This is a genomic window from uncultured Sphingomonas sp., from assembly GCF_937859915.1.
Taxonomy (GTDB): domain Bacteria; phylum Pseudomonadota; class Alphaproteobacteria; order Sphingomonadales; family Sphingomonadaceae; genus Solisphingomonas.
Window position 1 is genome coordinate 22,091 of record NZ_CALMAW010000046.1, and the last position, 11,382, is coordinate 33,472.

General features: G+C 69.7%; 10 protein-coding genes, 1 tRNA gene and 1 pseudogene (1 of these 12 running past the window's edge). 2 read left to right on the forward strand and 10 right to left on the reverse strand.

Annotated elements, in window-relative coordinates; genetic code table 11:
- Positions 1-4 precede the first annotated feature (4 nt).
- Positions 5-511, reverse strand: coding sequence for a DUF1993 domain-containing protein (locus Q0326_RS06630; protein ID WP_298688411.1), 507 nt, complete (start codon positions 509-511; stop codon positions 5-7).
- A gap of 507 nt (positions 512-1,018) precedes the next feature.
- Here Q0326_RS06630 and Q0326_RS06635 point away from each other — a divergent pair.
- Positions 1,019-1,240: a hypothetical protein gene (locus tag Q0326_RS06635; RefSeq protein WP_298688413.1), complete on the forward strand. Its 222-nt coding sequence runs from the start codon at positions 1,019-1,021 to the stop codon at positions 1,238-1,240.
- A 71-nt stretch (positions 1,241-1,311) separates the two neighbouring features.
- Here Q0326_RS06635 and Q0326_RS06640 read toward each other — a convergent pair whose 3' ends face one another.
- The 4 genes from Q0326_RS06640 to moaA all read right to left on the reverse strand — a co-directional run bounded on the left by Q0326_RS06640 (position 1,312) and on the right by moaA (position 4,859).
- A complete protein-coding gene (locus Q0326_RS06640) occupies positions 1,312-1,719 on the reverse strand; it encodes a DUF4174 domain-containing protein (RefSeq protein ID WP_298688415.1) in 408 nt (135 codons plus the stop codon).
- Positions 1,720-2,848: 1,129 nt separating this feature from the next.
- Positions 2,849-2,923, reverse strand: a tRNA-Asn gene (locus tag Q0326_RS06645).
- Positions 2,924-3,010: 87 nt separating this feature from the next.
- Positions 3,011-3,814 (reverse strand): NAD kinase, encoded by an 804-nt coding sequence (locus tag Q0326_RS06650; RefSeq protein ID WP_298688417.1) that lies wholly within the window; start codon positions 3,812-3,814, stop codon positions 3,011-3,013.
- A gap of 10 nt (positions 3,815-3,824) precedes the next feature.
- Positions 3,825-4,859 carry a GTP 3',8-cyclase MoaA gene (gene moaA, locus Q0326_RS06655; protein ID WP_298688419.1) on the reverse strand — a complete coding sequence of 345 codons (1,035 nt, stop codon included), beginning with the start codon at positions 4,857-4,859 and terminating at the stop codon, positions 3,825-3,827.
- A 153-nt stretch (positions 4,860-5,012) separates the two neighbouring features.
- On the opposite strand from moaA, the gene Q0326_RS06660 reads away from it, so the two are divergent.
- Complete coding sequence (locus Q0326_RS06660; protein ID WP_298688421.1) at positions 5,013-7,052, forward strand: bifunctional diguanylate cyclase/phosphodiesterase; 2,040 nt, start codon at positions 5,013-5,015, stop codon at positions 7,050-7,052.
- A 137-nt stretch (positions 7,053-7,189) separates the two neighbouring features.
- Here Q0326_RS06660 and ppk2 read toward each other — a convergent pair whose 3' ends face one another.
- From ppk2 to Q0326_RS06685, 5 genes and pseudogenes are all read right to left on the reverse strand, one after another.
- Complete coding sequence (ppk2, locus tag Q0326_RS06665) at positions 7,190-7,942, reverse strand: polyphosphate kinase 2 (protein WP_298688423.1); 753 nt, start codon at positions 7,940-7,942, stop codon at positions 7,190-7,192.
- Between the two features lie 36 nt (positions 7,943-7,978).
- A complete protein-coding gene (locus Q0326_RS06670; protein ID WP_298688430.1) occupies positions 7,979-9,124 on the reverse strand; it encodes a DUF1501 domain-containing protein in 1,146 nt (381 codons plus the stop codon).
- A gap of 3 nt (positions 9,125-9,127) precedes the next feature.
- On the reverse strand, positions 9,128-10,624 hold the full coding sequence (locus Q0326_RS06675; protein WP_298688424.1) for a DUF1800 domain-containing protein: 1,497 nt from the start codon (positions 10,622-10,624) through the stop codon (positions 9,128-9,130).
- A gap of 35 nt (positions 10,625-10,659) precedes the next feature.
- The gene (locus Q0326_RS06680) at positions 10,660-11,163 is read right to left on the reverse strand and encodes a signal transduction protein (RefSeq protein WP_298688426.1); all 504 of its coding nucleotides are present in this window, start codon (positions 11,161-11,163) and stop codon (positions 10,660-10,662) included.
- Positions 11,164-11,230: 67 nt separating this feature from the next.
- A pseudogene (locus tag Q0326_RS06685) lies at positions 11,231-11,382 on the reverse strand (TonB-dependent receptor) (its annotated part continues 382 nt past the right edge of the window); the annotation flags it as partial.

The window sequence follows — 11,382 nt, forward strand, 5'->3', positions numbered from 1 at the left end:
CCGCTCAGAACCCGCCGAGGAAATCGATCTTGCCGAGCGGGACGCCGTTCTGGCGCAGGATCGCGTAGGTCATGCTGACGTGGAAGAACAGGTTGGGCAGCGCGAAATTCAGCAGGAACTGCGCGCCGGTGAAGGACAGGTCGTACGGTCCGGCCTTGAACGCGACCGTCTTCGTCTCGGCGCCGTCGAACGCCTCGGGCGCGATCCCTTCGATGAACGCGATCGTCTTGGCGATACGCTGCTGCAGCGTCTCGAAGCTGGTCTCGTCGTCGGGATAGGACGGGATTTCGACCCCGGCGAGCCGCGCACAGCCTCCCTTGGCAGCGTCGCTGGCAATCTGCACCTGCCGCGCAAGCGGGTGCATGTCGGGTGCCAGCCGCGCCTCGATCAGCGTCGCCGGATCGATCTGCTGTTCGTCCGCGAACGCCGCGCCCTTGGTCAGCAGCCCAGATAGCGACGTGAGCTGGCGGGCGAAGACCGAAACGGAGGCCTGATGCATAGAAAGCGTCATAGAGGTCGTCCTTGAGCAGAGCGTGTGTGCGCGTGCCGGCGACCTAGCAAATGCCGGGGCGCGGCGCCATCGGCCGACGCAGCCGGCGCGCGGACCACAAAAAAACCCCACCGGAGCGTATCACGGTGGGGCCAAGTTCGGGGTGCGCCGGAAGGGGGGAACCGACGCAGGCGTGTTCCTAGGACCAGCAAGATGGCGCTCAGGTGAACGGGGTGCTGCTATGTGGCCATCGCGTGGCTGGCGTGCGTCCGCCGGCGGACAGACGCTGTCCGGAACCGGACGCTCGCGGATCGCCGTCGCCACCGACATGCTCGCCCGGACGTGGCGTGCGGAGCCAATGATAGGCTCATCCTGCCAACAGCCGGCGGCTTTTCACGAAATCCGCAGAGGCTTGGTGGCTAAAGACGAAGTGAAACGGGCTTCGATCAAGTTGGCACGCCGCGTGCAAAGTACGGTGCGTCGGCGGGAATGGCCCGCCGCACGAAAAACGACAAGGGAGACGTTCGCATGTTCCGCACCGTCGCATATGCCGCCGCCGCCGTCCTGCTCACCACCGGTGCCGTCGCCGCCATGGCCGACACCGGCGTCCAGCCGATCGTGACGATCGACCACAAGACCGGCAACTATTGTCTGCGCAGCGACGCCGTAACCGGTACGATGATCCCGCAGACCGAATGCCACAGCGTCGACGAATGGTCCAAGCAGGGCGTCACCTTCTCGCGTCGCTGATATGGTCAGGGCCGTCGTGCGGGCGGCGCCGAAGAGCATGGCGCTGCCCGCATCTCGCCCGCCATCCTCGATCAACGCTGACCGGCGCGTCGCATCGGCATCGCGTCGATCGTTGCTTCAAGCGCCCGAGCGACCACGGGCCGATCCGAACGCAAGGCCTCATGGCCATCCTTGCCGATCAGCACGACCGCGAAGGCGCCGGCGGCGAGCCGGTATCGGCGCCGCAACGCCTGTGCATCGTCATCGGCACCCGTGACCGTGTCGCCGAGGATCGTCACCTGCGTAACATCGCGATCGGCGGCCCCCCGCGCCCAGCCGGCGAGCATCCGGCGCTGCGTCGCGAGACGCGCGTCTCCGGTCATCGGCGCCGCGACGATCAGCACGCGGCGTTCCCCCTGCAACTGTTCTACCGATGCGGCGGGCGACACGCTCGCGCCGAGGAGGCCCGCAGCGGCGGCGATAAGGGCTTTGGTCGGCATCCCTTCCCAACGCTCGGATCGGTGCCCCGATGCATGCCCATCTGCAGTATCCGTGCACGGCGGCCGACCCTGTCAGTGCAGCGGCCGGCGGCGGCTGCAAATCGGTGCGCCTTCCGGGGTGAAGCTGCACCAGGAACCGCTCGGACAGACCGTCGACGGTCGCACGCCGCAGGTGCAGGGCGCGCTTGTCGAGGCCTTGTTCGGTTGACATTGTGGATAGGGGGACAGCGGCGCGGCGACCTGCGCCGGTGCGGCGGTAGGCGCCGCGACCAACGCGGCCAGCAGAGCGTATCGGGTCTTCGACATGGCGGATATCTCCCTCGAAGCGGCCGATACTGCCACCGCTTGCCCCGCTGCCGCCAGCGCTTTCGCCCTGATGCCGTTCTGCTCGACCGCCTGCGCGGCGGACGCGCACCGCTCCGTTCAGGATTGGCCTCCAGACGCGCGTCGAAGCCCTGCCGGACACCGGCGTCCCGCATCTGCTTCAGGCGCGGCGCATGCTAGACGAGATGCAGGAACCGCAGGATCAGATACCATAGCAGCAGGCTGATCGGGGTGCCGATCACCGCACCTTTCGCAAATTTACGATCCAGCCCCTGCGATCGCTCGCGATACGGTCGCCACCGCAATTTTCGGTCGGACGGTTCCACATCATCATGCGGGTCGTCCGAATAGGGATCCGTATACTCCTCCAACATCGTTCCCCCTCTCCACGGAGACGGATTTTTGTTTTCGATTTAATACTGTCCGGTGAGGAGGAATTCCAGGATAACAATATTCGTTTTGACATAATCCCGATACGATACATGTACGCGCAGTCAATTTGCAAAGTAAAGAAGGCGGGTCTGCCAATCATTTGCGGCCACTGAACAGGGCCGCCGGAATGTCGCGCGGCGTCTATGCGCTCCGCCGGTGACCAAATTCGGTAGCGCCGGGAAGGCCGCGGCGGATGATCAGCGGGGCGACCGCGGACGAACGGGCGCTGGCATCCGGCTCGCGCCCAGCCAGCCAGCCGGTCGGCGTTCACAGCGTCGATCATGGCAATTGAAGCGCGGATCCGACCACGCCGGAGCGCGTCTCGCTCGACGCTAAGCCGTGCGGTCGGCCCCCGGGCGTATCCGCGAAAATATGGCTCCCCGGGCAGGATTCGAACCTGCGACCATTCGATTAACAGTCGAACGCTCTACCACTGAGCTACCGAGGAACATGCCCGTTGCCGGGCGAGGCGCGGCCTATGCAACAGGTCGGGGGCGGTTGCAACCCCCGTCGCGCCGCAGCCGCAAAACAGTCGTCACACCGCGAATTGCTCCATCGTGATGCGATCGTCGAGCGCGTGCTCGGGGTCGAACAGCAAGGTCAGTGCGATCGAGCGGTCGATCGAGATCGCCACCGTCGAGACGTCCCGAATCTCGCGCTGGTCGGCGACCGCGCTGACCGGGCGCTTGACCGGGTCGACAACGCGGAACGAGATTTTGGCGGTCTCGGGCAGGATCGCGCCGCGCCAACGCCGCGGCCGGAAGGCGCTGATCGGGGTGAGCGCGACCAGGCCGGAGCCGAGCGGCAGGATCGGCCCCTGCGCGGACAGATTGTACGCGGTCGAGCCGGCCGCGGTCGCCGCCATCACACCGTCGCAGACCAGTTCGGGCAGAACCACGCGGCCATCGACGCTGACCTCGATCCACGCGGTCTGGCGGGTCTCGCGCAGCAGCGAGACCTCGTTGATCGCAGGGCTCGAAAAATGCTCGCCGTCGATGGTGACCACCTCCATGCGCAGCGGCGTCACCGAAAAGGCGCGTGCGCGGGCGAGACGATCGGGCAGGGCATCAAGCCGCCACTCGTTCATCAGGAAGCCGACTGTGCCCAAGTTCATGCCGAAGACCGGGCGGATCTCGTGCCGGTCGAGCATCGTGTGCAGCGTCTGCAGCATGAAGCCATCGCCGCCGAGCGCGATCACCACGTCGGCCTCGCCGATGTCGACGCATTCGTAGCGCTGGCGCAGTTCCGCCTCGGCGGCGCGCGCGGCCGGCGTCGGCGAGGCGACGACCGCCAGCTTGCGGAGTTCGCGCCGCTCGTCGCGGCCCCTGCGGTCGGTCATGACGCGGCGTTCATCCGCCGGTGACGCTCATATGACGCGCGAGCGCGGGCGCCGCGCCGCGCCCGGCAATCTCGAAATGATGACGCTCGGGCTTGCGGAACAGCGCTTCGTCGATCGCCGCGTCGAGCGCGGCCCGGCCGCCGCCGCGCAGCGCCTGCTTGAGATCGACGTCGTCGGCATGGCCGAGACACATCGTCAGCCGGCCCTGGACGGTCACGCGCATACGGTTGCAGCCTTCGCAGAAATTATCGGTCAGCGGCGTGATCAGCCCGAGCCGGCCGCCGGTTTCCGCGACCCGGACATAGCGTGCCGGGCCGCCGCTGCGATGCGCGTCCGGGGTTAATGTGAAACGCTGCTCGAGATCACGGCGCACGCCATCGAGCGGCAGATAGCGGTCGGTGCGATCCTCGTCGACGACGCCGAGCGGCATCGTCTCGATCAGGGTCAGTTCGAACCCCTGCTCGCCGCACCACAGCAGCATCGGCACGATCTCGTCTTCGTTGAAGCCCTTCAACGCGACCATGTTGATCTTGATCGCGATGCCGGCCGCCTTGCCCGCCGCGATGCCGGTCATCACCTGCGCGAGGTCGCCGGTGCGCGTGATGTGGCGGAAGCGGTCGGGGTCGAGGCTGTCGAGGCTGACATTGATCCGGCGCACCCCCGCGGCGGCGAGCGCCTCGGCATGATCGGCGAGCTTGGTCGCGTTGGTGGTCAGCGTCAGCTCGTCGAGCGCGCCGGTCGCGATATGCCGGCCGATCGCGCGCGCCAGATCGGGCAGGCCGCGTCGCGACAGCGGCTCGCCGCCGGTCAGCCGGATCCGCTTGACCCCGCGCGCGACGAACGCATCGGCGACGTCGGCGAGCTCGTCGAGCGTGAGCAGCTCGTCGCGCGGCAGGAAGCGCATCGTCTCGCTCATGCAATAGCGACAGCGCAGGTCGCAGCGATCGGTGACCGAGATGCGCAGATAGTCGATCCGCCGACCGAACGCGTCGCGCATCGACGGGGCGCCCGCCGGCACGGTGATCGGAGGAGCAAGCGTCGTCATGCGCCTGAGCTAGGGGCTGCGGGGACCATCGGCAAGGCCGGCCGAGCGCCCGCGGCGGGACAGCGCGACAACGATGCCCGTTGGCGGGAGGCATTGCGGCGGCTAGCGTGGCGGCGATCGGGCATCGAGTGCCATGCCCGATCGGGAGATTCTGTGATTCCGACGACTTACGACGCCCCGGCCGGATCGGCGCCGCTGTGCCTGCTGTCGTTCCGCCAGCGCGACGAACTCGCGCACATGGCGGAGCGCGCGGGCTGGGCCGCGATCGCCGCGCGGCGCAGCGACGGGCTCGAGCGGCGCTTCCTGGCAAGCGGCGCCGCGGTCGTGGTGATCGACGCGCGCGACACGCTCGCTGAGGGCCTGGCGGCCGCGCGCGTGCTGTCCGACGCGGTGCAGACCAATGGCGCCGCGCTGCTGCTGCTGATCGGGCGCCGCGAGGCCTCCGCGGTCGGTGCCGCCTACGAAGCCGGCGCGACGCACTATCTGGCCGCGCCCTTTGCCGAGGGCGAGTTCGCGCAAGCGCTGCGCTTCGCCGCGCGTCATGCCGAGCGGCTGGCGGGCGGGCACCGTGCCGCGGCGGGGCGCGCCAAGCTGGTGGCGAGCGAATCGATGACGTGGCGCTGGTCGCCGGCGCATCCGTCGACGCTGACGATCAGTGCCGCGCTCGCCCAGGCCGGCGGACTGTCGGACGCGTCCGCCGAGGTGACGCGCAGCCAGGCGCAGCGGCTGCTCGGCCGCGGAGGCATGCGCGCGGCACTGCAGGCGGTCGGTCGGCTGCGCGACGAGGGCGGGATCGCGCCCTTTGCGCACAATGCGCTCGACGGCCGGCGGATCGCCCATCATCTGATGCTCGAGGACGGCATCGTCGTCGGCCATGTCGAGCCGCTCGACGGCAAGCGCCCCGGATCGGATGCGAGCCCGCGCGATTCGCTGACCGGGCTCGACGACGGCCATGGTGCGCGCCGCTGGATCGAGGCGCGGCTGGCGGCGGGGCAGGGGCCGATCCTGGTCGTGATCGGGCTCAGCCGCTTCGACATGGTCAACGCCGCCTTCGGGCGCAGCGTCGGCGATGCGATCATCCGCTCGGTGGCGCGCCGGATCGAGCGGCTGGCCAGCGCGGGCAACGGCCGGCGCCGGCTGATCGCGCGGCTGGCCGGCGCCGAATTCGCGATCGGCCTGCCCGATCCCGCGACTCTCGACGAGGCCGAATTGCTGTCGGGCGAACTGCTCGAGGCAATCGGGCGGCCGTTCGTCGCGGGCGAGCATGTCGTGACCCTCAACGCGCGCGTCGGCATCGCGACCACCGAGCCGGGCGGCGGCGATGCGGGCGACTTGCTGCGCCACGCCAGCCTGGCGCTTGCCGACGCCCGCGACGGCGAGACCGCACGCGTCCGCGTGTTCACCGAGGGCGAGCAGTCGCGCCAGGCCGAGGAGCGCCGGCTCGAACTCGATCTCCGCCTCGCGCTCGACGAGGACCGGATCGAGATCCTCTGGCAGCCGCAGGTCTCGGTGCCGACCGGGCGGATCGTCGGGGTCGAGGCGCTGGCGCGCTGGCGCCACCCGCTGCTCGGCGAGCTCGGCGCCGAAGCGCTGTTCGCCGCCGCCGAGCGCTCGGACTATCTGATCGAGCTCTCCAACCACGTCCAGCGCAAGGCGATCGGGATCGCCGCGGCGTGGACCGGCGTGCTCGCCACGCTCCGCGTCGCGGTCAACGTCACCGCCGCGGACATCGCCGAACCCGGTTTCTCGGCGCGCATCCTCGCGCTCGCCAGCGAATCGGGGTTGCGCGACCGGCTCACGATCGAGGTCACCGAAAGCGGGCTGATGGAGGACCTCGCCGCCGCCGCCGACCTGCTCGCCGGGCTGCGCTCGGGCGGGTTGCGCGTCGCGATCGACGATTTCGGCACGGGCTATTCGAGCCTCGCCTATCTGAAAGCGCTGCCGCTCGACACGATCAAGATCGACCGCCGGCTCGCGCAGGACATCGCCGGTAGCCCGCGCGACCGTATCGTCGTGCGCTCGGTGATCGACATGGGGCGCTCGCTCGGATTGTCGGTGGTCGCGGAAGGCGTCGAGACCGAGGAGCAGCTGACCCTGCTCGCCCGCGCCGGCTGCAACATCTACCAGGGTTTCCTCTGCGCGCCGCCGGTCGACGTGCGCACGCTGGAGGGATTGGTGCGCGCGGCGGCGTGAAGGTCATCCCCCCTCTCCCCGGCGGGGAGAGGGTCGGGGTGAGGGGGAGCGACGCGCAAGCGTCGCGTCCCACCTCTGAGGCTGGATCCCCTCACCCAACCCTCTCCCTGGGGGAGAGGGCTTTAAGGGTGGCCGCCCTATTTCGCCAGCAACCCCTCGTCGATGGCTGTCGCCGAATAGGGGAACAGGATCGCCGGATCGGGCCCGTCGACATCCGCCGAAACATGATGCGGCGCCGCCTCGCGGATGATGTGGCGCATCACCGCCAGTCGCGCCGGCTTCTTGTGATCGGCGCGCACGCAGACCCAGGGCGCGAGCGGCGTGTCGGTGCGCGCGAGCATCGTGTCGCGCGCCTTGGAATAGGCCTTCCACTTGTCCTGCGCGACCTGGTCCATGCCCGAGATCTTGAGCGCCTTGAGCGGATCGTCGTGGCGAGCCGCCAGCCGCTTCTTCTGCTCGGCCTTATCGATGTCGAGCCAGATCTTGATCAGCTTGATCCCGCTTTCGACCAGCATCCGTTCGAATTCGGGTGCGTCGCGCAGGAATTCGGCCTGCTGCGCCTTGCTCGAGAAATCCATCACCACCTCGACGCCGGCACGGTTGTACCAGCTGCGGTTGAAGATCACGAGCTCGCCCGCAGTCGGCAGATGCCGGACGTAGCGCTGGAAATACCATTCCCCGAGTTCGCGGTCGGACGGCTTGGGGAGCGCCACGACGCGCGTCGCGCGCGGGGTGAGATGCTCGGTGATGCGCTTGATCGTGCCGTCCTTGCCGGCGGCGTCGCGGCCCTCGAGCACGACGACGGTGCGATCGCCATTGTGGAGATGCGCCTGCTGCATCTTGAGCAGCGCGAGCTGGAGGCCGCGCAGGTCCTGCTGATAATGTTTCATGGCGCCTGAATGGACCCCAGACCCGAAACGGTCAAATCAGGTGACGAGGCCGGTCACGGGGCGCCCGCCGCCTTGGGCGAACAGGCGGCGCCCGACCTGGTCGGGATCGAGCCCGAGCCCCTCGGCCGCGGCACCCGCGATCACCGCGTCGAGCCCGGCGGTCGGGCGCAGGTCGCGATTCTCGTAGAGATTGGCGGCCGAAAGCCCAGGCCAGTCGGCGACGACGCGGCCGCCTCGCACGGCGCCACCGATCAGCATCGCGGCCGATCCCGTGCCATGGTCGGTGCCGCCGGTGCCGTTTGCCGCCGCGGTGCGCCCGAATTCGGTCGCGACCAGCACCGTGGTCTGCGCCCAGACCGGGCCGAGCCCGTCGCGCAGCGCCGCGACCATCATGTCGAGCGCCTTGAGCTGGGCGCTCAGCCGGCCGTCCTGTCCGGTGTGGGTGTCCCAGCCGCCGGTCTCGATCATCGCGATGCGCGGCCCCTGCGGCTTGGCGAGGAAGCCCGCGGCGAGCTTGCCGAGGCTGGCCGGATCCTGCCTGGCGCTGGCGCCGCCGGCGAGCCCGCGTGCCGCCAGCGCCGCATTCCACAGCGGACCAAGCTGCCCGTCGCCGGCATAGAGCTGGCCGACGCGAAGCAGCAGGTCGTCCGAGGGCTGGGGCAGCGCGGAGGGCGCATAGGAGGTGACGTCGGCGGCGCCGCGCAGCGCCATCGGCACCGTCGAGGCGAAGGCGATGGCCTCGTCGCGCGCGCGGGGCAGCATCGCGACCAGCCGGTTGAGCCAGCCGTCGCCGACCTGATAGGGCGCGGTCCCGCCCGTCTCGAGCACATGCTGCCCGTCGAAGTGCGAGCGGTCGCGATAGGGCGAGGCGACCGCATGGACGAACAGCGCTTGATGCTGCGCGTACATCTGCCCGATCTGGACCAGCGATGGGTGCAGCGCGAATGTGCCGTCGAGCTTGATCGCCTTGGCCGGATCGATCGCCAGCGCGCCGCGCAGGCTGGCATAGGCGGGATCGGCATAGGGCGAGACGATGTTGAGCCCGTCGGCGGCGCCGCGCTGGATGATGAAGACGAAGCGCCGCTCGGTCTCGACCGCGGCGAGCGCCATGCGCGGCGACACCCAGAAGGCGCCGGCCCCCAGCGCGGCGAAGGAGAGGAAGCGGCGGCGGGGGAGCAGCATCATCTATCTCCTCAGGAAATCGGGCGAGACGAGCAGCAGCGCCAGCGCCGCGCCCGGACTCTCGGCCTTGCCGACCTGGTCGGCGGTGGCGGGCGAGAAGCTCGCCGGGATCAGTCTGGGGCCGAGATCGCGCGCATCGAGCCGGTCGCCGATCGGCGCGACCAGCCGCTGCGCCAGCTCGACGCGGCGGAGCAGCGCGTCGGGTGCCGCCCAGCTCGCGGCGATGTCGTCATAGCCCGCAGGCGACCCCGGCTTCCACACCGGCTGGCCGAGCTGGCCGAGCATGCCCGCGACCTGCATCTGCCCGAGATCGGTGCGGCCCAGCCCACGCAGCGCCGACACCGTCCACTCCCACGGCGTCTTGAACTTTTGCGGGGTCCGCACCCACGGCTCGGGCGAGGCGATCAGCGTGCGGTAGAGTTCGGGCAGGCTGCCGCGGTGGCGCGTGTAGGATGCGGCGAGCCGCGCGACCAGCGCCGGGGGCGGGGCGTCGCCGGCGAAGTGGCGCGCAAGCTTGGTCGCGACGTGAGTCGCGGTCGCGGGCGCGGCGGCGAAATCGACCAGTGCGGCGCGCGCCTGGCCGTCGTCGGGCTGATCATAGGTCTTGCCGACGATCGTCCGCGTGCCGGGCTCGTGCAGAGGCGCGCGGAAGAAGAAGGTGTCGGGCGAGGTCGCGTCGCGCCGTCCGCCGGCGAGCGCGCCGCCCACCGACCAGCCGGTCAGCGCGCGGGAAAATTCGGTGACGTCGGTCTGACTATAGCCCGAGCGGACGCCGAGCGTGTGCAGCTCCATGATCTCGCGCCCGAGATTTTCGTTCAGGCCGGGGCGTTTCGCGGGATTGCGCCTGGCGACGCCGAGCGCGAAGGGGCTGTTGGGACCGGCCGAATTGATCTGGTTGAGATAGATCAGCATCGCGGGATGCTGCTCGACCGCGATCAGCATGTCCTCGAAGCGGCCGAGCACATGCGGGCGGATCGCGTCGCGCTCGAAGGCGCCGACGAAGGCGGTGGTCTGGGTATTGTCGGCCGAGACGCAGAAATGGTTCGACCAGAAATGCACCATCCGCTCGACGAACGGCGCGTCGGTCTGCAGCGCACTCTGCATCCGCGCCTGGATCGCGGCGCGGTACAGCGCTTGGGCATCCTGCCCGAAATCCTGGCGGATCGCGGCGCGCATCGCATTGGGGGAGGGCGCGGCGCCACTCGCGGTCGGCGGCTGAAGTCCCGCGGGTCTCGGGATCGCCGACAGGGTCGGCGCGGCGGGCGGGTGCGGCAGCGTAACGGGCACCATTTGCCGCGCGGCGCGCTGCTGGTCCTGATAATTCTGGAGCAGCGCGCCGGCATCGGCGAGTGCGGCGAAGACCGCGGGCTTCTCGTCGAAGCGGTCGAACTGGGCGTGGAGCCAGTGCTTCGGATCGTCGGGCAGCGCGTCCCCGGGGCGCACGCCGAGGCCGAAGCGGTTGAGCGCGATCGCGGCGGGAGACAGCGGGAGCGTCGACATGTTCGATCCTCTATTCGCTTCTACGCCCGCGCGTCTCAGCTCTGCGGCGAGCCCGTCGCCGGCGGTGGCGTCGACGGCGCATCGCCACGTCCACCGCGACCGGCATGACGCCCCGCGCCGCCGCGCGCCGCCATACGCTCGTCGGGGGTGATCACGCCGTCGCCGTTGGTATCCATTCGGCGGAAGCGCTCGGCCGACGCCGCATCGATCTCGCTTTTGTCGAGGACGCCGTCATGATTGGCGTCCATCCGTGCGAACATCGCCGCCGGATCGAACCCGCCACCGCCGCCGCGCCGGCCGCTCATCTGCGCGGTCCACTCGGCGAGGCTGATCCGGCCGTCGCCATCCGTGTCGGCGGCCATCATGCGCGCGGCATTGCGCGCCTGAAACTGCGCCAGCGTCATGCTGCCGCCCTCGGCGGGCGGGGCGGCGGACGACGCGTCAGCCGGTGCGGCGGCCGCCATGGGCGGCGCCTGCGCTATCACGGCGGCCGGTGCGACCAGAAAGGCGATCAGGGCGGCAAGCGGTGCGATCTTCATCATACCCATCCTCATACGGGGTCGAACATGAACCTGTCGGCAACGGCATCCACCGCGTACCGCGACGTCAGAAGAACAATTTGCGCAGGCTGATCTTCACCGTGCGGCCGAGCGGATCGAGATAGTCGGGCTGATAGGCGAGCGGCGTCGCGCCGGCCGCGTCGCGGACGCGCTGGCGGGTGTCGAGCAGGTTGCTCACCGACAACGTCACGCGCATGC

Excerpts from the sequence above, each read along its gene's own strand:
- Q0326_RS06680 (WP_298688426.1), bottom strand. The coding sequence starts at position 11,163 with ATGAAGATCGCACCGCTTGCCGCCCTGATCGCCTTTCTGGTCGCACCG.
- Q0326_RS06670 (WP_298688430.1), bottom strand. The coding sequence starts at position 9,124 with ATGCTGCTCCCCCGCCGCCGCTTCCTCTCCTTCGCCGCGCTGGGGGCC.
- Q0326_RS06675 (WP_298688424.1), bottom strand. The coding sequence starts at position 10,624 with ATGTCGACGCTCCCGCTGTCTCCCGCCGCGATCGCGCTCAACCGCTTC.
- ppk2 (WP_298688423.1), bottom strand. The coding sequence starts at position 7,942 with ATGAAACATTATCAGCAGGACCTGCGCGGCCTCCAGCTCGCGCTGCTC.
- Q0326_RS06630 (WP_298688411.1), bottom strand. The coding sequence starts at position 511 with ATGACGCTTTCTATGCATCAGGCCTCCGTTTCGGTCTTCGCCCGCCAG.
- Q0326_RS06650 (WP_298688417.1), bottom strand. The coding sequence starts at position 3,814 with ATGACCGACCGCAGGGGCCGCGACGAGCGGCGCGAACTCCGCAAGCTG.
- moaA (WP_298688419.1), bottom strand. The coding sequence starts at position 4,859 with ATGACGACGCTTGCTCCTCCGATCACCGTGCCGGCGGGCGCCCCGTCG.
- Q0326_RS06640 (WP_298688415.1), bottom strand. The coding sequence starts at position 1,719 with ATGCCGACCAAAGCCCTTATCGCCGCCGCTGCGGGCCTCCTCGGCGCG.
- Q0326_RS06635 (WP_298688413.1), top strand. The coding sequence starts at position 1,019 with ATGTTCCGCACCGTCGCATATGCCGCCGCCGCCGTCCTGCTCACCACC.